The sequence below is a fragment of the Arachidicoccus rhizosphaerae genome, assembly GCF_900107765.1.
Classification (GTDB): Bacteria; Bacteroidota; Bacteroidia; order Chitinophagales; family Chitinophagaceae; genus Arachidicoccus; species Arachidicoccus rhizosphaerae.
The window spans coordinates 35,941-61,130 of record NZ_FNQY01000020.1; the positions used below are offsets into that span (position 1 = coordinate 35,941).

At 38.0% G+C, this 25,190-nt stretch carries 12 protein-coding genes; 8 read left to right on the top strand and 4 right to left on the bottom strand.

Annotated features, from left to right (window positions below):
* Positions 1-20: 20 nt before the first annotated feature.
* Complete coding sequence (locus tag BLU80_RS14845; RefSeq protein WP_091400022.1) at positions 21-3,257, bottom strand: SusC/RagA family TonB-linked outer membrane protein; 3,237 nt, start codon at positions 3,255-3,257, stop codon at positions 21-23.
* 435 nt (positions 3,258-3,692) lie between these two features.
* Between BLU80_RS14845 and BLU80_RS14850 the strand changes: the two genes are divergently transcribed.
* Positions 3,693-6,992 (top strand): glycoside hydrolase family 2 TIM barrel-domain containing protein, encoded by a 3,300-nt coding sequence (locus BLU80_RS14850; RefSeq protein ID WP_244518954.1) that lies wholly within the window; start codon positions 3,693-3,695, stop codon positions 6,990-6,992.
* A gap of 215 nt (positions 6,993-7,207) precedes the next feature.
* On the opposite strand, the gene BLU80_RS14855 is transcribed toward BLU80_RS14850, so the two are convergent.
* Positions 7,208-8,566: an alpha-L-fucosidase gene (locus BLU80_RS14855; protein WP_091400025.1), complete on the bottom strand. Its 1,359-nt coding sequence runs from the start codon at positions 8,564-8,566 to the stop codon at positions 7,208-7,210.
* A gap of 541 nt (positions 8,567-9,107) precedes the next feature.
* On the opposite strand from BLU80_RS14855, the gene BLU80_RS14860 reads away from it, so the two are divergent.
* From BLU80_RS14860 to xseB, 3 genes are all read left to right on the top strand, one after another.
* Positions 9,108-9,854, top strand: a complete 747-nt coding sequence (locus BLU80_RS14860; protein WP_211481869.1) for an SGNH/GDSL hydrolase family protein — start codon at positions 9,108-9,110, stop codon at positions 9,852-9,854.
* Between the two features lie 248 nt (positions 9,855-10,102).
* Entirely contained in the window at positions 10,103-11,608 is a 1,506-nt protein-coding gene (gene xseA, locus BLU80_RS14865; protein WP_091400027.1) for an exodeoxyribonuclease VII large subunit, read from the top strand.
* Positions 11,586-11,807 (top strand): exodeoxyribonuclease VII small subunit, encoded by a 222-nt coding sequence (gene xseB, locus BLU80_RS14870; RefSeq protein WP_091400029.1) that lies wholly within the window; start codon positions 11,586-11,588, stop codon positions 11,805-11,807. The genes xseA and xseB overlap by 23 nt, the downstream gene beginning before the upstream one ends.
* 179 nt (positions 11,808-11,986) lie before the next feature.
* On the opposite strand, the gene BLU80_RS14875 is transcribed toward xseB, so the two are convergent.
* On the bottom strand, positions 11,987-14,770 hold the full coding sequence (locus BLU80_RS14875) for an alpha-L-arabinofuranosidase C-terminal domain-containing protein (protein ID WP_091400031.1): 2,784 nt from the start codon (positions 14,768-14,770) through the stop codon (positions 11,987-11,989).
* A gap of 776 nt (positions 14,771-15,546) precedes the next feature.
* Between BLU80_RS14875 and BLU80_RS14880 the strand changes: the two genes are divergently transcribed.
* The 4 genes from BLU80_RS14880 (at position 15,547) to BLU80_RS14895 (ending at position 22,573) form a co-directional block, all read left to right on the top strand.
* A complete protein-coding gene (locus BLU80_RS14880; protein ID WP_091400033.1) occupies positions 15,547-18,774 on the top strand; it encodes a SusC/RagA family TonB-linked outer membrane protein in 3,228 nt (1,075 codons plus the stop codon).
* 47 nt (positions 18,775-18,821) lie between these two features.
* Positions 18,822-20,351, top strand: a complete 1,530-nt coding sequence (locus BLU80_RS14885; protein ID WP_091400035.1) for a RagB/SusD family nutrient uptake outer membrane protein — start codon at positions 18,822-18,824, stop codon at positions 20,349-20,351.
* Positions 20,352-20,362: 11 nt separating this feature from the next.
* Positions 20,363-21,466 (top strand): DUF4859 domain-containing protein, encoded by a 1,104-nt coding sequence (locus BLU80_RS14890; RefSeq protein ID WP_091400037.1) that lies wholly within the window; start codon positions 20,363-20,365, stop codon positions 21,464-21,466.
* Positions 21,467-21,529: 63 nt separating this feature from the next.
* The gene (locus BLU80_RS14895; RefSeq protein WP_091400039.1) at positions 21,530-22,573 is read left to right on the top strand and encodes a hypothetical protein; all 1,044 of its coding nucleotides are present in this window, start codon (positions 21,530-21,532) and stop codon (positions 22,571-22,573) included.
* Between the two features lie 328 nt (positions 22,574-22,901).
* Here BLU80_RS14895 and BLU80_RS14900 read toward each other — a convergent pair whose 3' ends face one another.
* Positions 22,902-24,599 carry an ABC-F family ATP-binding cassette domain-containing protein gene (locus tag BLU80_RS14900; protein ID WP_091400041.1) on the bottom strand — a complete coding sequence of 566 codons (1,698 nt, stop codon included), beginning with the start codon at positions 24,597-24,599 and terminating at the stop codon, positions 22,902-22,904.
* Positions 24,600-25,190 lie beyond the last annotated feature (591 nt).

Below are 25,190 nucleotides of genomic sequence, written 5' to 3' on the forward strand. Positions count from 1 at the left end.
TAATGGTAATTCAATTAAGCTTAGAAAGTGACATTCAGACCAAAAATGAACTGACGAGAAGCGGGATATACCCCTAAGTCAACACCTGGTGCAGAGAATGTGCTGGAGAACTGGCTAACTTCTGGGTCCAGGCCAGAATAACCGGTAATGGTAAACAGGTTGCTGGCACTGATATAAGCCCTGAGGCTTTTAACCTCTTTGTTTTTAAACCAGTTTTCTGTTGGGAATGTATAGCCTAACTGAATATTTTTCATCCTAAAATAACTGCCGTCCTGGATATAATAACTGTTGGATTCTAGCTCCATGGCAGAAGGGTTTCTGTAGGGAGCAGGAACATGACTTCCAGTATTTGTTGGGCTCCAGGCATTAAGAAGTCTTGTGGAGACAGCTCCGTCAAAGGCGCTGAAGTCCGTATAGTACCTGGTAGCATCAAATATATCGTTACCCTGAGATGCATTAAAGAACATGGACAAATCCCAGCGTTTCCAGGTGGCATTAAAAGATAAAGAGTAAATGAAATCCGGATGTGGGTTTCCAATTATTGTTCGGTCATTCGCATCAATTACTCCGTCGTTATTAATGTCTGCATATTTCTGACCACCAACTCTGGCTCCGTCATAAGAAGGGGTGTTGGCAATGTCTTCCGTACTTTGATAAATGCCTGTTACCTTATAACCATAAAATGCTCCAAATACTTCCCCTGCTCTGAGAATAGAAGTGTTGATGCTTCTAAAGGAACCATAAATCTGTTCCGTGACTGTGGGAGCTAGCTCTACGAGTTTATTGATATTTTTGGATATATTAAAACCAAGGTCAAATTTAAATTCATCTTTTCTGGCATTTTGATGGTAATGATAGTTTACGCCAAGTTCAACCCCTTTATTGGTCATGGAACCAATGTTTACATATGGAGATGATCCGCCTCCAACGGCTTGAGCCGGTTGTGGAACAGGATATAGCATATCGGACGTCTTCCTGTTATAGAAATCTAATGATCCATCAAAACTATGGTCTAATATGGTAAAGTCCAGACCTGCATTCCAACTTTTAAGCTCCTCCCATTTAACATCCGGGTTACTATAGCTATTCGACCAGATACCGCTTGCCAGGCTAGTACCTTCGACTGGATAAGAGGATGTGTTTTGAGATGCTTGGAAGGTTGTTAGATACTGAAAGGATGGGATACTTTGGTTACCAGTAGCGCCATATCCAACACGCAGTTTTAGGTCGTTGATCCAATCTGCACCTTTCATAAAGTTTTCATTGGAGATTCTCCAGGCCAGACTGGCTGCCGGAAAATTTCCGTAGCGGTGATTGGGGCCAAAATTTGATGATCCGTCCCTGCGAATGGTGGCACTCAGTAAATACTTATCTGCGTAATCGTAATCTGCTCTGGCGAATAAGGAGTATAAGGAAGATTCATAACCACTAGATCCACTGGATTTGTTCGTACTTGCGGCATCCAGATAATAATAATTGATATCGCCGAATATAAAGAAACTGTTTCCTGAACCGCTAAGAACTCTGCCTGTACTGTTGACAGCTTCGGTACCCGCAAGTAATGTCAAATCATTTTTTTCGGCAAAAGTATGCTTATACGTGAGTGTATTTGTCCAGGTCCATTCAGTTGCATAACCTTGTGACTCATTCAATGGGTTATTGGTATAGTTACCCTCGGAAAATTCTGGGTTGGGATATCCAATACTAAGATTGGTGTAGTTGTCATAACGCAGACCATAGGTAGTCTTTAAATTTAATCCTTTTAGGATTTCTAAATCGGCGTATGCGCTACCAAAGAATTGATTATCGGTATTAATGTTGTCTTTAGCTCTGTATAATACGGCCAGCGGGTTTTCTGCATTTCCCAGCATGGAACCTTTAGTGCCGGCAAAATTGCCCTGGATGTCATAGACGGGGATTATGGTCTGGATGCGATAAGCCCAACCAATAGGAGAGCCTTCTCCCTGGTAGCTGCCTGCAGTATTGGTGTTTGTTGAAAAACCATTAAATTTCGAGCGTGAATACTGCATGTTTTCTCCAATGGTTAAATGGTCATTTAATGTCTTAAATTGCGAGTTTGCCCTAACCTGTGCTCTTTCGAAACCTGTATAACGAATCGTACCGTCTTGCTTAAAATAACCTCCACTGATTGCATAATTAGCGTTTTCTCCACCACCCAAAATGCTAATCTCATGACTTTGCATAGGTGCTTTATGGGTAATTACGTCAAACCAGTTAGTTCCCTGCTGATTAGCTTTGGTTATCTGGTAAAATGTAGAGGCATCCTGAGAATAACGATATTTGGAAGGATCGGCGTCTGCGGCTGTAACTTCCTGGCCTGTTTTTGAACCTGCCAGCAAATATTCAGGCAAAGTAGGTTGGTCCCCAGTTCCATAATTAGTACCTACAGATTTTCCATCAATAGCGATACCTGCATTTTTAACGGCAGCAAAAAGATAATCTGCATACTGTTGCGGATTCATATAATCAGGGAAGGTTCCCTTGTTGGGCGACTGAATCCCATAATAAGAAGTGATTGAAATTCTAGGGGGACCCGTTTTCCCTTTTTTGGTTGTGATGATTACAACGCCGTTATTTGCTCTGGAACCATAAATAGAAGCAGCGGATGCATCTTTCAAAACCTGCATGGATTCAATGTCCTCAGCACTTAACCAACTGAGTTTTCCTGTATAGGGCATACCATCAATGATGAATAGCGGGTCATTGTTGTTAATGGTACTAAAACCACGAATGCGAATCTGCGGAGTAGCGCCAGGGGAACCGTCATTAATGATTTGGACACCAGCAGCCTTACCCTGCATCGCTTCTACAGGGCTGGCTGCGGGCTGATCCTTAACTTCATTCATGTCAACTACCGCCACTGAACCTGTCAGGTCTTTTTTCTGCATGGTTCCATAACCAACCACAATGACATCGCTTAGGTCAGAATTTGTGGGCGTAAGTTGCATGTTGATTACCGGATCATTGCCGACGGTAAAACTGGCTTTTTTATAACCTACAGATGAAAATTGCAGCACATCACCTGTTGCTGCCTGGATACTGTACTGACCATTTTCGTCTGTGGTCGTACCTTGATTCTTGCCCAGTAATTCTACTGAGGCGTTGGGAAGGGGAGCTCCCTTTTCTGATGTTACCTTTCCTGAAACGGTTTTGCTTTGCCCAAATGCCTGGAGGCTAATGGCAAAACAAAAGGTTAGTAGGAAAAGTAACATGGCAGTGGGGTTAAATCTTTTCATACATTACAATGTTTTAAAGTGTACTGATTTTGATGCAAATGCATCTCTAAGGTATGTTAACATTATGTGTTAATGAAAAATAAAAATAATAGGCGCTGTGTAAAATGTGCTTAATAAAAAAATCATTTATTGCTTAAAATAGTTGTTTTAGATATAATTAAAAAATGTAATATAAGTAATGCATTCTTGATTATACTTTAATTTACTTGTTATTATTTAACAATTGCATTGCTTTAATAAGTCTGATTTATCTGCTTAATAATTGTTAATTTTCCCAAGAATTATTGTGGAAAAAAAGATGATTTTTGTTTTTATGACTTTCAGAAATTTTCATGAATTGTAAATAAAATATCAATAATCTGATAAAAAGTATAGATTTTTTAACTTGCCTGACATTTCTATTTTTTATCATTGATTTTAAAAATAAAAGCTAGCATGCATTCAACTTTCTTGAAATTATCAGGCTCAGGGGGAGGCTCTTTAAACAGGTTTTATAACAAGCTTTCTAAATTAAGCTCTGTCTTTGTCTGGGGCTGTTTATTATTTCCAAGTATTCATTTAATGGCTCAAAATACTTCTTCAGCAGGGAGTCATCTATTTTCCAGTTCAGATACGGCAGCTGTGCCATCCGAAATTCAGGATCCGGAATGTTTAGGTATTAATAAAGAACCTTACCATGCAACTTTAATGCCTTATAAAACCACCACAGAGGCATTAAATGCGAATAGAATGGCCTCAAGTTATGCCTTGAGTCTGAATGGAATCTGGAAGTTTAATTGGGTAGATTGGCCTCAGAAAAGACCAGTTGATTTTTATAAGGAAGATTATGATGTGTCAAAATGGGCTGATATCCCGGTACCTTCAAACTGGCAAGTTCAAGGATATGGGACACCTAATTACAGTAATTATAATTATATCTTTCAAAAGGATTTTCCAAATGTTATGTCAACACCATCAGTAAGTTTTACTACTTATGAGAAAAGAAATCCAGTAGGAAGCTACCGCAGAGTTTTTGAATTACCGGATAATTGGGATGGCAGAGAAATATTTGTAACATTTGATGGGGTGGACGCAGGCTTTTTTCTTTGGGTGAATGGTAAAAAGGTTGGTTATAGCGTTAATAGCCGTAATGCTGCTGAATTTAACCTGACAAAGTTTGTTCATCCCGGGAAAAATATGATTGCAGTAGAAGTTTATCGTTTCACAACTGGCAGCTATCTGGAAGATCAGGATATGTGGCGTTTGAGCGGCATCTTTAGAAATGTTACCCTTTGGAGTAGCCCTAAGGTGCATGTCAGAGATTTTTTTATAAAAACAAAACTGGATAAAAATTATCAGAATGCAACTTTGGATTTAACGGCAACGGTAAAAAATTACAGTGATAACCAAATGAGCTCCAGAAAGCTCTCCTTAAGCTTATTTGAAGGAGATATATTAGTAAAAGGAGTAAATGCCACAATCGATGTTCCTCAGTTAGCTCCGGGAGAGGAAGTGCAATTGCATTCAACAGTATCTGTCAACCGTCCTAAAAAATGGACCGCGGAGACGCCGATATTATATACTTCAGTTTTAAGGCTGTCTACAAAGGAAAAATCTGACAAGAATAGTAAAACAGATGGCGGAAATGGTGAAATTTTGTCTGCCAGAACTGGATTCAGGGATATTAAAATTCAAGGACGCGAGTTATTGGTTAACGGGGTGCCAATCAAACTTAAAGGAGTGAATCGTCATGAAAATTGGCCAGATGATGGTCATGCTGTGACAGAAGCGCAGATGATCCGAGATATTGAGCTCATTAAGCAAGCGAATTGTAATCATGTAAGGACCTGTCATTATAGTGATGATCCTAGATGGTATGAACTTTGTGACCAGTATGGTTTGTATCTGGTTGCAGAGGCTAATTTAGAATGTCATGGTGCGTGGGACGAGTTTAATGAGGACCCAAGAATTAAGGCTGCCATTATTGATCGGAATGTAGCCAATGTTGAGAATTTTAAAAATCACCCTAGTGTTATTATCTGGTCACTGGGAAATGAGTGTGGAAGCGGCGGTACAAATTTCAGAGCAGTGCTTTCAAAAATCAGAGAAATCGACCCGACCCGACCTACACATTATCAAGGCTTTGGTATTGGGGATAAAAATCCCGCAGATATTGACAGCGAAATGTATACAAGCATTGACGGAGTAGAAAATCATGCAAAGGATAAAACGCTGACTAAACCATTTTACCTTTGCGAATATGCTCATGCCATGTTCAATTCTATGGGATCAGTAGATTTATATAATGACCTGTTTGATAAATATCCTGCACTATTGGGTGGTGCTATCTGGGAATGGCAGGATCAAGGAATTTATAATAACAGAGATCCTAAACATCCCATAACTGCTTATGGAGGTGGTTTTGGGGAAGTACCCAATGATCATTATTTTATTCACAAAGGGGTTGTATTCTCAGATCGGAGTCCTAAGCCACATTACCCTGAACTGAAACATGCTTATCAATGGGTAACGATCAAGCTAAAAGATACATCCAAACAGCTTATTACGATTAAAAATCGTTATCAGTTTACCAATCTGGATCAACTGACTGCAACATGGTCTGTTGCTGAGGATGGTAAGCAAATAGCCAGTGGCCCTTTAAATATAGGGAATCTTGAACCAGGTAATGAAAAAGAAATAAAGGTTCCTTATCAGTTGGAACCAATTCCAGGTAAAGAATATTTTGTCCGAGTGGCTTTTCAACTTAGTAAAAACGAGTTGTGGGCAAAGAAAGGGTATGAGGTTGCCAGTCAGCAATTTGAGTTGGGGATTCTTAAGCAACCAATTAACAGGTTAATCTCCGGACAGTTAAAAGTTCATGAGGATGATCAAAATATTACAGTCAATGGTCCTGATTTTGGCCTGATGTTGGATAAAAAATTAGGGGTATTTACTCAAATGCAAAGTCATGGAGAGGACCTGTTAGAGGCGGATGCCAAAGGTCCTTATCTACATTTGTGGCGTGCACCACATAGAAAAGATGATATGTGGGCTTATCCTGAGTGGCAAAAATATGGTCTGGATGATTTAAGATGGTCTGCCTCTGATGTTAATGTCACTGAGATCGGCGCGGGAAAAATAAAACTCGATGTAATGCTGCTCGGAAAAGGAAAAAGAGATTTTACAGTTACACATCATGTTATTTATACGGTTACTGCTAATGGAAAACTTACTGTTGAAAATCAGGTTCATTTCAGTAAGCAGGATATTCCTCTTGGAAGGTTGGGCATCCGTTTATTTTTAAACAAAAAACTGGATAATGTAGAGTATCTGGGCCGTGGGCCAATGGAGAATTATGCAGACCGTAAATCTGGTTTTGATATAGGTGATTACAGTAGTTCCGTTATGGAGCAAATGACAGGTTATGAAAAGCCTATGGACTGTGGAAATCATGAAGATGTAAGATGGGTATGCCTAACCGGTAAAGCTCTACATAATGGTTATGGCTTAAAAGTTTTCCATGTCGGTGAGGATTATTTACAGTTTACGGCTTTACCCTACAGTGATGAACAGATGACGCCTGTAGAGTATAAAATAGACCTTCCTAAATCCAATGCAACCGTGCTGGTAATTGCGCATAAAACGCTAGGGGTAGGTTCCTATGGATGCGGTCCTAAGCCCTTGGATAGATTTATTCCGAATTCACAGGATGCCAGTTTTAGCTATGGTTTGGATTTAGTTAATCCTGTGAAGTAAATGGATTAGGAAAGAACAGTGAAGGGAGATTTTTAGTAAGGTTACCATCTGGACAATTTAAATGTCTTTGACCTGAATATTAATTATTATACATCTGTAAAGAAAACAAAGAGCCAGTGTAAGTTCGAAAATTCAAACCTTGCACTGGCTTTTATTTAGTAAATATTGCTGATTTATATATTACTTATTCCGTTTATAACAAGTATCTTAAATGATTATTGCAAAAATAATTCAACTACCGGAATATCATATGGAGGACGTACTTTGGGCATATTGAGTATTAAGTCCTGTCCCTGCTGCGTGTATGTTAATTCTGAAGCGTCATTTAGGAGCTGGGCATATTTGATTTTACCGGTATAACCGGTTAGTTTCAGTTTGCCGTTTTCTGGAATATCGTATAAGCAAATATATAGCCTCTTTGTAGTAGGATTGTAAGTGAGTTTTGTGCCATCTGGGACCTGGTAGCTATCCGGTGCAAATGTGCAGCCATAAATGGCTCTGTTATTAGCATGCATCCAGTAGGCTATACTGTCCAAATGGCTGACCGCGCGATAATCGAATTCTCCCCTTGCCGTCGGACCCACATTTAATATCAAATTTCCTCCATTTGAAACTGATGATATTAATAAATCCAATAATTGATGATTCGTTTTCCATGATGTCTCATCCCTATAATAACCCCAGGAGCCAGAAAAGGTCTGACAAGTTTCCCAGACCTTGCCTCTGTATTTCGCCAAGGTTTGTGCACTAACTTGTTCAGGCGTTTCAAAATCGTAACCATCGCTATAGTCATTCAAATCCAGTCTATTGTCCACTATAATTTCCGGTTGAAGTTGACGAATCATTTTAAGAAGTTCTTTGGAATGCCAATCTTGATGCCCTTTACCGTTTTTACCAGGGAAAGAAAAATCTAACCAGAGAATATCAATTTTTCCATAATTCGTAAGAAGCTCTCTGACTTGATTAAAAAGGTACTTGCGGTACTTTTCCATATCGCGGCCCTGATTAATCTTAGCATAAGCCAGGCTATCCCCATTGTCAATGCGTTGCGGATGGTTCCTGTCAATCGTATAGTCGGGATAATGCCAATCCAGCAAAGAATAATAAAATCCTACCTTAATCCCTTCCGCTCTAAATGCATCAACGAACTCCCGGACTAAATCTCTGTGCGCTGGCGTATTAGTTGCTTTATAATCAGTGTATTTGGAATCAAACAAGCAAAATCCTTCATGGTGTTTAGTGGTAAGAACTGCGTATTTCATGCCAGCAGCTTTTGCTTCTTTAGCCCATTTTTTTGGTTCAAAATGATCTGGATCAAAATTGTCAAAATATTTTTGATATTGTTGAGTAGTTAGTCTTTCTCTGTTTTTAACCCATTCATGCCTGGCTGCTTCAGAATATAACCCCCAATGAATGAACATGCCAAATCGAGCATCGGTCCACCATTGCAAACGGTGGGACTTTTGTTGAGCAGTTTCATTGAATAGCTGTTTGGTCGTGTTTTGAGCTCGACTAATAAAAGAGACTGTCAATAAGAAGGCAATTAGGATACAAGGAATATTCTTTTTTTGCATACGAGTTTTGATTAATTAATTAAATAATATTGTTTTTATATCCAAGTTTTTATTAAAACCAACAGGTTCTAACATTCGTGTAGGCGAGATGATACTCAAGTTTTCTGTATAGGGTTCTGATCAATTATAATCCAGAGTCTTGTATTGAACCCAATAGCTTAAAAGAACCAAATAAAAATAGGGTATATTATTATGTTCAGATGATGATAAATTGGCTTTCAATTAAGTTATTTTAACCAATTTCCTTTAGCGTGGTTATCGAAATGTAGAATATCGCTTTGCTAAGAGAAAACGATTGTGGAATTTGGAGCTGCAATTACAATGATTTGTTAATGATAGGAGAACTTGCGGGAAAATAATTATTTTAATGTTTCAAAACAGGCGATTTGTGCTTCATTTTTTTGGAGTTTCAATTACTTGTTTTGAAAATTTGAGGAAATTAAAATTTTATAAAATTAACCGGAAACAGTGTGCTCAATTTCTATCAGCGTATATGCAACTTTAATGAAATTGAGTGAACCTATCTTCAAAAATGATGGCAATGATTAAAACAAAGAAATCAATTTTTATCGCCGAAAGTCAAAAGGCTTCTCTTTCATTTGCAAAGTTGTTGGCTTTTGGTATGCTGACACTCGGACTAGGTCTATTTAATGGAAAGCTCCTGGCTCAAAAAGGGGACTGGGCAAATTTTCATAAGTATGAGGCTTCTAATCAAATTTTAAAGACGCAACCTAAAAGTGAAAGGAGCGTTGTTTTTTTAGGTAATTCTATTACGGAAGGTTGGTATAATACGGATAGCAGTTTTTTTAAAAGTAATCATTTTATTGGGAGGGGTATAAGTGGACAGACAACTTCTCAAATGCTGATCCGTTTTAGAAAAGACGTTATTGATTTAGCTCCCAAGGCGGTGGTTATACTGGCAGGAACGAATGATATTGCTGGAAATACCGGAGATATTACACTTGAGAATATCCTTGGTAACCTTGCATCAATGGCAGAATTAGCCAAAGCTCATGGCATTAAGGTCTTTTTGTGCTCATTGACACCTGCCTTTGACTATCCATGGAGTAGAGGGAAGGACCCTAACGTAAAAATTCCTAAGCTGAATAAAATGATTCAGGATTATGCCAATAAAAATCATTTTACCTATGTCGATTATTTCTCCAAACTAGCGGATAGTCGTAACGGACTACCTGAAAATCTAGCAAAAGATGGGGTGCATCCGACTCTAGAAGGTTATAAAATTATGGAAAATATTGTGACTCAATCACTTGGGAAAGTGCGTTAGCAGGATTCATGATGTTTGATTCTGTAATAAATTAATAATCAGAGATTTTAGCCAGCATTAAATAAGTTTTATTTTGCTGGCATTTTTGTATTATTTATTTCGGGCTATTTAGGCATTATAAAGTCCAAAGCCATAATTAAGGTTACAAAGTCGACTTGTTGTACTTTTGTAATAAGAAGCACATGAGTATGGGAGACTCCTTTATTTTGTAATAACCAGCAAATTGTGCCTGAATTTAAGTAGAAGTCATGCATGATATCCTTGACAATGGCGGAAGATTGCCAAAAAAAAATGGTCCTGATACCACCGCACAAAACGGTGGGGTGAGTTTTATCAGACTGTCTGATCTGGCAGCTATTGTAGGTCAGGTCCTGGATATGCGGTTTAGCCAGACGAGTTATTGGGTCTTAGCAGAAGTCTCGGGGCATCAATATAAATCACAGAAAAATTATCATAGTTTTGAACTAATTGAAAAAAAAGAGGATTCTGATGGATTGATGGCTAAGTTTTCGGCGAAGGCGTGGGGGGTGGGAGCTTCAAAGATTCAGGAATTTGAACAAAAGACTGGCCAACGATTCACAAGTAATATACAGGTGCTAGCCAAAGTTAAAGTAGTCTATCATCAGCAGTATGGACTTGCTCTAGATCTAATAGATCTGGATGCAGCTTATACTGTTGGTAAATTATACGAAGCTAGACATTTAACTCTTTTAAAACTGGTTACAGAAAATGATTTTATTGAAAAAACGTCGGAAGGCTATTGGTCAAAAAACAAGTCCATGCCGCTTCCTGTCGTCATACAAAGACTAGCCATTATTTCTTCCTTAACATCAGCTGGGATGGAAGATTTTATACATACTCTTGAAAAGAACCCTGAAGGGTATACTTTTAAAATCGATAAATATTTGACAGTGGTTCAAGGGGTAGATAATGCAGATCAGGTTGTCGATCAACTAGTTCAGATTTTTAAATCCAGCAAATCCTATGATGTCGTTTTATTGTTAAGGGGTGGAGGTGCTCAGACTGATTTTATTTTATTTGATCATTATTCATTGGCAAGGGCTATTGCTAAATTTCCTATTCCGATTATTACAGGTATTGGTCATCAGAAGAATGAAACTTTGGCAGATTTGATGGCTCACACTGCGACCAAGACCCCCACCCAGGCAGCTGAATTTATCTTGCATAATAATCGTCTTTTTGAAAGAACATTATTAGAATTTCGCCAAGATATCGTATTAAAGTCCCAGGTAATAACTTCTTTTGCAGGCAGACAACTAATTCAATTAAATAGTAAAATAATAAATAGGACAACTGAATATTTACAAAGACAAGAAAGGCTGCTGTTTAAATGTCAGTCCAATTTTACTCAATCAGTAACTACAATCACTCACAATCGAAGTCAGCTTTTGCAGCAAAGGAAGTTGAATATCTTCAATGCGGCCAGATCAATTTTGAATTTTCAAAATCAGCAACTAGTCAGGCAACAGGAGAAAATAAGATCTTGGCCTAATTTAATCTTTAAAAATGAGCAAAATAAGATAAAATTTCTGCAAAACAGCATTGCATTAATGAGCCCAGAGCGGATACTTCAAAAAGGTTTTGCTTTGCTCAAAGTGGATGGCAAGATCGTCACTGATTCAAGTAAATTGCAAATAGGTCAATTAATAGAAATTAAAACCAGCCAAGTAAGTCTGAAGGCTATTGTTCAACAAAAAAATGAAAATCAGGATGGAACAGAATTTAACCTATAGTGCCGCGTATGCGGAATTGGAAAATATTGCTCAGGCAATGGAAAATGATTCCATTTCTATTGACGAACTAGCAGTGAAGGTCAAAAGAGCGGCCGAGTTAATAGAATTTTGTCAAAATAAGCTTCGTTCCACAGAAAAAGAAGTGGCGACGGTTATGTCCAGTATGGAAGAAGGGAAAAGTCATCCTTTATCTAAATGACAACCGGGACATTAATGTAAGAAGGTTGCCATTAAACTATATAACCAATCATCTCCTTTGTTGCGATCTTTTTGAAATAATGTAATTACTCATCGAAATAATTTGTTATCCGAAGTGCATAACAATTACGGAAGAATTGTTATGCATCACCAAAAGCAATGCTTCTTTCCTGGTTTGTCTTATGGTATGTTTTGAATACGAATTATGTTTATAGAACAGGCAGGTATGCTAATTATGGGATTGCTTGACTTTATATCTATAATTTTACTGTGGGGTATAAATTCAGTAGGCTGATTAAGAGAATTTTCAGCGTCCAAATCTGGAGCCGATAAAGTAGTTAATCTTGCTGATTTGGGTAATCTTTTAATCCTGGACAGTTCCAATTGAACCGTTTTAATCGATGCATCTGCATTTACTAATTTGATAATTAGGTCCCCGCTAGCATTATCCTTGCCCGCCAGGGCAAACATCTTTTTAGGTTCCTGGTAGGTCATTAAGAGCTTTCCATCTAGATAGCAAGAAACGGAATCTGGCATGACTTTCAGTTGGATATTATACCATTGTCCAGCTTTTATTGGATCAGACAAAGGTTGTTGGGTGATTAAATCTGCCACGTCATATCCATTTGTTACTTTTTCAATAGTGGCATGCGAATTAACCCAGGATCCAATATGTGCTCTGTAAAAACTATTTGAATCTTTTATTCCAAAAGGTATAATAAATGCGTTCGTCCCACTTAATTTTCTTGCATTGACGTCTAGTGTATAGGTGTCAAAACTATGATTTTTTAAAAATGCTAATGTTTGCGGTCCTTGAGCTGTTTCACTAAGGGAACTGTCTGATATGTCCCATTGTCCTCTTAATAAATTCCATTCTGTCGGCCTATTTTTAAAGTCACTTTGATAGAGAATATGTTGATTTTTATCTTTAATAACAAGATCTTTATATTCTGTCTGGGTATCCCAGGTGGCAAAGCCAATGGAGCCTTTAAACAAAGATTTGGATGCAGAATTTGATTTGCTGACAAATTCAGGTGTTAAGTTCAATTCTGTCTTCAGGTTATAACTTGGCCTGTTCTGTTCAAAGAGTTGCAAGGCATAATATGAAATTCTTGCGAAACTATTACCTCCATTAAAATTGATCAGATTGACTGGCCAGTTGTCATCATGGACATCTGCAAGCAGAGGCGCATAGCTGCTCATGGTGATCAAGTCCCCATTTTTTTCCATACCCATCATATACACTGCATCGGAGAGCGCCGCACCCATATTTCCTTTACCAACGCCACTATTAGTTGCAAATTCTCCAACATAGATCTGGTATCCTTTTCTTGGGTATTGATCAAAATGATCATAATGACTCATAGACCAATTAATAGCCTTATAAGCATGTTCATCAGCAATATCCAAATGTTGCATGCTGTCTGTTGTGTAGTGGTTCATATCGCCCAGTCCCATGGAGGCAATAATTTGAATATTTGGGTACTCTTTATGGATTGCCTTATAAAAAAGGTTATAACGTTTAGCATATCTGGGTCCGGCTTGTTCATTTCCGATTTCCACATATTCTAATGGGTAAGCAGCAGGATGACCATTTTTAGCACGGAGGCTTCCCCAACGACTGGTAGTTGACCCTATTGCATATTCTATGGCATCCAATACATTTTGGATATAATGTTGTAAGCTATCATCTGGAGCAAACGTGCCACTGCGCATTTCACAAGATACGCCAACATTGGCTACAAACAGGCCCTTAGCGCCAATCTGTTCGCAAAATCTCAGATATTCGTCATACCCAAAACCGTTAGTACTCCAATAACCCCATGGACTAAAAGTCTGCGGCCGATTAATTAAAGGTCCAATGGTGTTTTTCCAATCAAATGCACTTTCTATATTCATTCCTTCCACGTAACATCCCCCCGGCCATCTTAAAAAGGCGGGATGCAGATCGGCAATTTTTTGAGCAAGATCCTTTCTTAATCCCCCTGGAATATTTTTATATGTATCACGAGGGAAAAGGGATACAAAGTCAAGCAGGAGATGTCCCGGATTATCAAATAATAAAGCAAAATAACCATTGTTTACTGTTTGATCGGAAAATAAATTACAGTTGTATGATTGCCATCCATTTGTTTCTGGGTTGATCTGGATCTCCTTTTTTGCTACTAATTGACTATCCTGACTAAACAGACATGCCGTTATTTTTCCTGCATAATGAAGGTCTGAGAGTTGATTGCCAATTGATTCTCCATTTAATTTCGTGCATGCATAAAAACTTAAGTTATAAGAGGCTCCTTTTTGAAGATAAATTCCGTGATAACCATTATTTATTATCCCAGGTAAAGAAGTTGGCGATACTCCATTCAATTTCGAAATTTGTATTTCCATATTATGTGCAGAGCCTGCACTAAGCGGATTGTTTGTTGAAAGCCTGATTTGTATTGCTGATCCAAATGGTTGTTGTAAAAGCCATCCGGGAAATTCTCCTTTAGCAGGGTAGGGTAGTTTCCAATCCGATACTGCACCATCTCGCATGCCAAAATGTGGCGTTCTATTAGGCACAATGTATCCATCCTCATAGGTACAACCTGCTGGAATTTGTGCATCTTCAAAACCTCTGTTCTGAAGCATTTCTGCATATAACCCGCCGTCACCTCCATGTGAGATTTCCTCAAAAAAAGCACCATATAAATTTGGAGAGATTTTATGCAATTTCTGTGATAAATCAATATGTAAGGTTGCATCGACCTTTTGTCCATTTGCTTTATTTATATGACAAAACATTTGAAGAAACACCAGCGCAGGAACAAATCCATATTTGAATGTAGTGTTTATAATTAGATTGAAATATTTGTTGATTATTATTGATGTTCTCATTTTTGATAGGTGTAGACAACTATTTATTCTTGTTTCAGAAGGATTGTTAAAGCATGAATTTGTTGTGGTTTTATGAGCTTGCATCATAGTTGTTGTTTTTTGAGGATAGTTGGAAGGTATTATTTCCCCATTTGGCAGCCATTATAACTAATGGTTGGCTAAGATTTTAATTGCTATGAAATCTATTTTTTGGGAGATACTTATTCAAAAATAGGACAAATTTTTTATTGACAAAATAATTGTTGTGCGATATTTAATGAATAGTTGTTTTTTATACAACTAATTGCAACAGGGGGATTTTATTAAAAAAAATAGGCTGTATTTATGCTGTTTTATTTTTTCAACAATCAATTTACGGTTTCAAATAATGGTTCAGTTTTTATTCTTTTTTCTTCATTTATAGTAACCCAGTGGTTTGTTTCTTTTGCAATTGGTTTACAATTATATAGGGGAAATCGCCAACCATTAGTGATAACGTTTACACATATAATGAACTGGAATTCAGTTTGTTGATAAAAGTCTATCAATTTTATAGGTTGTTATTTGCCAGCATATTTTTATTATAAAAGGTTAATATCTGTTGACTTGTAGTTAAAAATCGAGAATGCTGTTAAAGATAATAAAACCAATTTTGAAGTATTATTAAATGTAAATAATACATATAAAGAGAGAATATTTTGAGCCGTCTCTTTTTATTTTATACCGAATCATCATGAGAATTAAACCGAAAAATGAATTATTTATTTATATGAGGATCCAGAAGTTCAAGCAGTTTTATTGAATGTGATAATGTTTGTTTCAGGAATTGTTTCTGCTTTTACCGGTTTGCCATTTATTATATCATTAAAAAAATTTAGGAGCATATGAGCACAAAATTATTGTCCAATTTTTTCAAACAGCGGATCCAGCTAGCGCTACTTCCGATTTTGTTTTTGATGTTTTTTGCGCTACCTGCCTGGTCTCAGCAGCAACGAACGATTTTTGGGACAGTTCATTCATTAACAGGGGATCCACTTGTGGGAGTTTCTGTGGTGATTGTTGGTGAAAGGGAAGGAACGCAGACCGATGAACGTGGCCAATTTTCTATTTCGGTTAAACCGGAAGCGAGACTGGTTATTACTCATGTAGGATATGATAAAAAAGAAGTAATCGCTAAGGATGGAATGGATATACAGCTAGTGGCCAATAGCTCAGATCTTTCTCAGGTTATGGTAGTGGGATATGGTACACAATCCAGAAAAAAGGTTACTGGTGCAATCTCTACAGTGAATGGAGATGATATTAAAAATACACCAGCAGTAAGCTTTGATGCAATGCTGCAAGGCCGGATCCCGGGGGTCACCGTTCAAAACAGCTCAGGAGAGCCAGGATCAAAATCCAATATTGTTATCAGGGGGTCCACGAATATGGACTATGGTAACCTAAATGGAGGCAACACGCAGCCTTTATATATAATTGATGGGGTTATTTATGATTTGAATAATATGCAGGGCTCTTATGATCTGGCCAATCCATTGAGTGTAATTGATCCCAATAGTATTGAATCAATTGAGGTTTTAAAGGATGCTTCAGCTGCAGCTATTTATGGCGCAAGAGGGGGTAATGGGGTTATTATCGTTAAAACAAGGAGGTCTCAAGCCAAACATCCCATGGTGACGTTAAATGTATATGGCGGTGCAACAACTGGTCCGCGTTTAATAGATGTGATTACAGGCAATGCTGAACGTAGTTTGAAATTGGGTCTCTTAAATGACCAGCTTCCTTATACAGATATTTATAACGGTTCAATACCTATTCAGTTGACAGACAGTCTAAATACTGCCTTCAATAATGATGTAGATTGGCAGGGAATGATGCTTAGGAAGAATGCTTACGTTAATAATGAAGAATTAACCGTTTCCGGTTCTTTTGATAATAAAAATACCTATCGTTTCGGATTGAGTCATTATAATGAACAAGGAGCAGTAAGGGGGTATCAGGTGGAGAGAATAGCACCTAATTTAGATCTTCAATTAAATCCGGTTGCCAAACTTTCTGTCGGACTGTCTTTGCAAATGTCTAAGGAAAAGCGGCAGCATGGTGGTAATATCAGTGGCAATCCTTATTATTTTTCCACTTGGTCTTTCCCTACTTCTTTTGCTTATTTGTCTGATGAAACTGTTGCCTTGTATAATGGGACTGCCAATCGTTTTGATGATAATAATATTTTTATATATAATGCTAATTTGCGTCTGACTGATACTTTAACCAAGGATTTGCACCTGACTACCACAATGGGATTGAATAGTTATCAGGATAAATATGCCTATTTTTCTCCGGTAGAGCTTAATGGCGTCCAAAATACTGCATATGATATTAGCGCCAATAATCCCAATTGGACCTGGGAAACATTTGCACAATATGATAAACATTTTAAGGGGAATAATCTAACATTGGTTGGCGGATTTTCTGCTTATCAAGCCAAACAATATTATGCGTACATGGATGCTGCGGGGATTAATGTTTCTGGAATTTACACCTTGCAAACCGTACCCCCAGGATCTAATCTTTATGCATATTCTACTATTCAGACAAAAACCACCCAGTCTTATTACGGCAGGCTTAACTATGACTATAATAGTAAATATCTATTTACGGCTTCTTTTAGAAGAGACGCAAGCTCTATATATAGCCAGGATTATAGGTGGGGAACTTTCTATGCGTTGTCTGGTGGATGGAATGTATCGGATGAAAAATTTTTTGAACCTTTAAAGAAAACCATTAATTCCTTAAAATTGAGAGCGAGCTATGGTGTGACTGGTCAGGACCCGGGTAGTTGGTATGCTAAATACCAACAGCTGTATGCTGATGCGAGTTTCCTGGGTGCTACTACAGGTAGTGTTGGCGGATCTTCAGATTGGTCATATCTGACCGGAACACCTTCCACTTATAATGGTACTACTGTGGTAACTCCGTTTCCCTATAATGACAATTTTGCGAGTAGCTCATACAAATCCAGTTCTGAGGTAAGGTGGGAAAAATACCCGCAATTGGATTTGGGTATTGACTGGTCTATGTTTAACAACCGGATTAATTTTGTATTAGACTGGTATCAAAAAGATGCCATAGATAAATACTTATGGGCAGTCCCTGCTGAATCTACCACCGGTTATGCTTACTATTCAGGGAACTATGCTAATGTTCGCAATCAGGGGTTGGAGTTAGCTATTAATTCTACTAACATGAGTCCAAAGGCAGCCTTTCAGTGGAATACCAATTTTAATATCTCCTTTAATAAAGGTTGGGTAACAAAACTACCTAATGAGGGAAAAGACATGCTTTTCGGAGAGTCATGGTGGTATAAAACCCTGTCAATGGGCGAACCGCTGTTTACGTACAGGGATTATGTAACAGACGGGGTATATGCGACGGAGGATGATGTGCCCACTGACCCTATAACAGGTAATAAAATGACTTATTTTGGCGCTACAGTTCATGCGGGAGATTCCAAAATTATCGATCAGAATGGAGATTATAATATTAATCTGGATGATAAAGTTAATACGGGCAAATCAATGATGCCTACCGTTACTGGAGGGATAACCAATACTTTTTCGTATAAAGGGTTTAGCCTTTCTGTATTTGCTAATTATGCTTATAGAAATTATCTGATTAACGGAACAATGTCGGATGCCCTAAATGGCAGTGGTTATGCATCTTGGGGTGCTGTCGCTGGTCCTGCAGGCTTGTATAGCCAGATTCTGAATCAATTCTGGATGAAAAATGGGGATCAGACAACATATCCCAGATTAGTCTATGGGTCTGGTTCCAGCTCTTTGGATCCATGGAATGTCGCAAGGGACTATTTTCTTTACAAAGGAGGCTATTTTAAAATACAGCAAATTCGATTAGGATATACTTTACCGAGTAAATTTGTGCAGCGATTGCATATGAGGAGTGTCAATGTATATTCAGTATTTGATAATGTTCACACATTTAAACAGTCCAAAGGGCTAGTAGATCCAACCGTATTTGATTATACTACCGGGTCAAGCAACGCAACTTATCCGACGAGTTTAAAATTTACCCTGGGCTTATATCTTAATTTCTAATTTTTATTACCAGGGTCACATTATTTGAATCTCTAAAAAAAACTACAATGAAACTTAAAAATATTTTAATCGCAACAATCCTTTCAGGGAGTTTAATAACATTGACATCCTGTCATAAGTTTTTAGACCAGGATCCCATCAGTACAGTAACGGATGCGACTTCCTGGAAGAGCGATAACGATGCTAATTCTCAGGTAGCAGGATGTTATTCCCTGATCCGGTCTGCGTTAAATGCAGCCTGCTCATTTTATAGTTACGGGGATCTCCCAACAGATTATTGGGGTACAATTAATGATTATGATTATAATCAATTGTATCAGATGAATTGGGCCATCTCTGTGTCCTCTGCCAATACTTATGATCCTAAATTAAAACTGAGGATCTGGACTCCTTTTTATTCCAGTATTCAACAATCTAATCGATGTATCTATTTTTTAAACCAGATGTCAGATGATGCATTTGATGGTGATAATGCAACAGAAAAAATGGCTAGAAAAAACAAATACATTGCGGAAGCGAAGTTTTGCAGGGCCTTTAATTATTTTTATATGGCTAGAATCTGGGGAGACGTGCCGCTGGACACTACCTATGAGGCAGATATCTCCAATATTAGTTCTGACCCAAGGGTCGCCCAGGCGGATGTACTAGCTTCTGCAATCAGTGATTTGGATTATGCAAGGCAATGGCTGGATTATAAGGATGCCTCCTCAACAGATAGAGTGGTCCGAGCAGATAAAGGGGCTGTTTTTGCCTTGCTTGCCCATATTTATGCCTGGCAAGGTGATTATGCAAATTGCAAACTGGCCTGTGACTCTGTTATACAAAATGGAGGTTATGCCTTAATAGGAGGGAATAATTTGGATCAAATCTATAAAGGGCAGTCTAATGAAGGAATCTTTGAAATAGCTCAAAATACAAGTGCTGAAGCGATGAATGCAACTTCATACAGCTCAAGTATCGCCTATTATACGCTTGCAACCCCGTATATTGAAACACAGGCGACTCCAAACTGGCAAATCAACACCAGCACTTTATTTAAATTGTTTGCTGATACCTTGGATGCGCGGTTTACTAATGAGTTTACCTATGTTAATTCAGGGTCTACCAAATATTATTTTAGTAAAAAATATTCTAATGTATCCACTGTTTCTGCCAATGGGGTTAATTATTATCTATTGGAAAACAATATAGTTGTATTTAGGTTAGCTGATATTTATTTACTGAGGGCGGAGGCCTACGCTGCGGGTACAACGCCTAACTTTAGTATGGCCCTGGCCGATGTTAATGCCATTCGTTCCAGAGCTGATATTGAACCACTGCAGGCCAGTGCCGTTACAACTCAAAATGCCTTGTTAGATTCTGTGACCGCAGAAAGGGGAAGAGAACTGTTTTTGGAAGGAAGTCGGTTTTACGACCTTGTACGAAATGAAAGAATTACCGGGGAGAGTAAATTTCCTTATATATCTAAAGCTGATTTTAAAGCGGGTAAATATTACTGGCCTATTGATCCATCCCTTATGACTTTAAATCCTGCCTTGCAACAGACAGCATTCTGGAAACAACTATTAACTTATTAAAACAAAGAGACATGAATAACCGAACAAATCAAAAAAGCAGCCTGTTAATTTGGCTTTTAATGCTAGGTATGGCTTGTGCATTGCTAGGGGTCTCCTGTAAAAAAGATACCTATATTACGGACGGCGGATTAGCAGAAGCAAATAGCCCTTTATCCACCTATGATTACCTGGCTGCAAATCAATATCATTATTTTGATACCTTAATTCAGATTATTGATCATTTAGGGTTAAAAGATTCTGTTAATCAGGCAGGTACTTTCTTTGCCCCCACGGATTTTGCCATAAACCGCGTAATGCAGGCTAATAATATGGCATCGCTAGATGATTTATACAGTAAAATTACCTCCAAGTTTTTAACACAATATATGTCCAGCGATAACAATCTGACTTTAGATAATGCATCAACCTCCGTTACAACTTTTTCCAATTGGGCAGGGAGCACTGCAGGATTTTCTAAAGTAGCCGGATCTTATTATGTGGCGAACTCTACGTTGACCTATTATACTTTGGAATATATAAAAATTAACGGAGCTCTGGACGGCTCAAGTGCGGCTGAACAGGACGATGAAGCTGATGCGGTATTAACCTGTCAGACTACTGGTATTAAGACAGCATCCGGAACTAATTTGAATGTACTAGCTAATTCAGTGGCTTTAGACCTGGCATTACCTGCCCAGCCATCTAAAACTTTTAAATTTAATCTGGATGTGGTACAGAATGGAGATTATTCATCCACGGCATTGCAGCTAGATAGTGCAGCCATCGCCAGTTATTTCGGAGTTCCTGCCAATAAGATTAGTGATATGCTGGTTTCTGGTACAGATAGTATTGCCTATTATAATCTGCAGTCAGATGGAACTTATAGTAATGAATATACTGCAAATATGCCCGGATTTTGGATGGGTAGTAATGGAGACGTTGTAAACTGGGGTGATGATGCATTTCTATATGGAGAGCTTGACCCTTATGCTTATATTCTTAGTGTGGGAGCCTACCCGGATAACCCAGTAGTAGGGGATACTTATACAATCCGCCCTGCAATAGTGTTGACAAAGGCAGATGGGTCTACCCAGGCGGCTATCTTTAAAATTAAAATAACGATTGTATCTCCTTGATAATGTTTCTATTATAAAACAAAATTGGACGATACAATTTTCCACCATCATAAACAACGAAAAATGTTTAAGAGAATAAGAAACGGTTTAAAAAAGGGTATACCCAGACAAGAAGGTCTCTTGAAGGGTAAAATTAAATATATGGCTATTGTTTTGGCAGGGAGCCTGGCGGCAATTGCCGGTTGCCAGAAAGTCGTGCATGGCTATTTAAGTGATGATATATACTATCAGGTGAATCCTTTTGATGTACAACAGGGAGTGACCACTGTTTCAGCCGCATTGGTTCTCAATGGTTCGACCGCACCACTTCATGTAGATTTACTGGCATTAAGGGATGCTGATGGTAATGATGCAGACAGTGTTTTTACAACGCCAAGAAAGATCGTCACCTATAAATCTTCTGTAAATTATACAGATACGACCTTAGAAATGCTGGAGGCCAAGCTTAATGATAGTCTGGTTAGCCCATTTAATTTGGGTGAAATAGGAGGGAGATTACAGTTTACGGCCGCAACTGCCTATGTGCCAACAGGAACTTATAATATGGATATTAAAGTTTCTAATGTCAACGGATCCAAAATTATAAAAAATGCCTGTGCGATTAATATCACAGGACTAGCTACGCCATATAGTATTGGCTATTTTAGCTATCGTCCTTATGATGATGAAGATAATATGATATTCAGAACTGAATCGGATCCTTATTATTCTACTGTGGATATAGATTTTGATGCAGAAAGTGAAAATCAGATTATCCTAAAGTTTGTTGATAAAAACGGAGTGGCCTTTAATCCCAATAAAGGAGAGGTTAAGGATTTTTCCAATGAAAGTGCTGCCACTACTTATTTTCCCACCCTGCACATGTGGGCGCCTTTTTACAGCCAGGTCTATACTGATTCGTCCATTATTCAGAAACTTCCTGATGTAAACCTGTCTTTCCCTTATTTTTCATTACCTAATTACGCTGCGGGAGGTGGCGTAAGAATTGATAATAAGATATCCGGCATGAAGGGCTATGCCTACGTACAAATGGCTACCTATTTCGCCTTAAACACCAGGGGGACTTACACGATTACCGTTCATTTGTTACAGGATACACATAAGTAAGATAGCAGGGGGAAATGGAAGCTATATTATCGCCAGTTATCTAATAGGTGTCTTATCTGGGTGAATAATTGTTTAAATTTAGGAGTTGTCATTAAGGGCAAATTTTGGAAACCGGTGAAGCTCTTGATAGTTTTAAAGGGGTCTGGAAATTTTAATAGCATAACGAATTGTTTTTGTGAGGTTATGATTGTTTCATGAGATCCAGGCATTTGAATAAATTAGACATGGAATTTAGCAATACAAAGATATTGGATCACCAATTATCAGTTCGGCACTATGTTAATTGATAACTATTTGTTGATTTTGCCTGTTTAAAGTATGTTGAGTTTTAGGAGGCAAAGGGTACTATTTTGCCTCCTTCGTTTATAAGTAAACGGTCTGTCATGTTTATTTCTTCGAGAAATTGAATATCGTGACTACTAACAAGTAATGTTCCTTTATAGGATTTTATAGCTGTAGTAAGTATTTCTAAATGGGCCAGGTCAAGGTTATTGGTGGGCTCATCCAGAATTAGGATATCGGGAGCCTGCTTTCTCAGTTGTAATGTACATAATGCCAGTCGCATGCGTTCTCCTCCACTTAAATTTAGACATCTCCTGTCCCAATAGTCCACAGTAAATAAGAATCGGGTCAAAATAATACCAACTTCACTGGGGAGGCATTCAGGTGATTTATAGGACATGGCCTGCTCGAAAATAGTTAAATTATTATTGATCAGGGTATAATCCTGGTCTAGTGTTAAAATGGTAAGGGGTTGCGGCTTTCCTATTTGTTTATCCTGGCTGTTCCAATACCGAAAATGTCCTTGGTCTGGCTGTAGTTTTTCTGCTATTAGTGCAAATAAAGTGGATTTTCCACTGCCATTCTTTCCTTCTATAATACAGCGAATACCACTTGGGATTTTAAAAGTAAGTGGTATGCTCCAAATTGGTCTTTGACCCGGTATTGGCTTTGAATGGTTAGGATAAGAAAAATTAAGATCTGTAGCCTCCAATAATATTTTGCCAATTGGACGCTTACTGTCTTCTACTTCAAAGCGCATCGCCTCTTTTCTTCGTTGCTGATTACGCAATTCACTTAGATCAGCCTTTATTCCACTCAGTTTCTTATGGTGACTTTCTAATAGGTCTGCTCTGCTGTTTTCTGCCTTTCCTTGAAGACTGTGCTGTAATATGGTAGGCAGGCCAGCTTTTTGCTGCTTCTGCTTTCCACGGCTATCTTGTTTTTGTTTACGTTCTAAGGCTTGCCTTTGCGTCCTTTCTGCTGCTTTAAGGATCTGGGACTTTGTGCTTAACTGTCTTTCTAGTGCCGCTTCGTGTTTAGCTTGTTCCATAAGGAAAAAATCGTAATTGCCTCCATATAAAGTAAGCCCTTGATTATCAAGTTGAAGTATGTGTTGCATTCTGTCTAAGAGCGCCCGGTCATGAGTTACAATGAGTGCGGTTCCTGAAAATCCCTGCAGGTAATCGTAAAGTCTGCTTCTGGATTCCAAGTCCAGATGGTTAGTTGGCTCATCTAATAAGATAAATGATGGGTTGTGTAGACTTAAACCGCTAAGTAAAACCTTGGTTTTCATTCCGCCACTTAACTTGGACAGGAAGGTACCGGGCGCTACCTGACCTTGAGCAGTGATGTTTCCTGATTTAAGTCCCCATTTATTTAAAGCTATTATAAGGCGCTCCTCCAGATCCCATTGGTCGGCCAGAATTTCAAAATTATGAGGAGAAGTGTTCCCATTTAGAATTTCGTACAAGGCTTGTAGTGCAGGTTGAATTTCCAGGACTTCCGCCACAGTTAACTGGTCAAACTGTCCATAATGCTGGGGGACATAATGGAGTGGTTCTTGGCAAGTTATTTTGCCTAACGTAGGTTGAAGTTTGCCTGCAATAAGCTGCAGCAGCGTAGATTTGCCGCTTCCATTGGCGCCGACCACCCCAGTAAGGCCTGGAGGAAGACTTAAATTTAAATCTTTTAATAAAACAGGACAGTTTGGATGGCTATAGGTCAGCTGATCTAGATGTAACATAATTTCTTTTCTTGGGAATTAGCAACCAGACTTAAAAAGGATTTCTAAATCCGATAAGCTTGGATAAACTAACGATAATAAAAATAAAATGAGAATTTTAATCGCTAAGTATAAATTGTACAGTTAGGCCATGTACAACTCAACTCGTCCTTTTGGGAATAAGGATTACAGATTATTATTGGAAAAGAAACTATAATTTCATCGGAGTATTTTTCTCTTAGAGTGCAAAGGTATAAATTTTTATTTTAAATGTTCAAAAAAATAAATCAGAATTTTATAATGAAATAAATTTGAGAGAATAAGCCTTCATTTAACAAATTTATTGTTATGATGCTATTTTGCTGTTTATTAAAATTGGAATCCTAATGAAAATGTATTTCTTTTAAACTGGAACTGTACCGCCTAAATGACTAATTACGAGATATTAGTATATATCTGTTTCAGTATTTTGAAGAAAATTATCATTTCATAAGATACTGTAATATTGTAAAACTGATTAGTTTGTTATTTCATGAAAGATCATTCCTTCCTTGCCTATATAATTGCAATAGTAAAATAAACGGATTGATTGGGAATCGTACTGCATAAGTT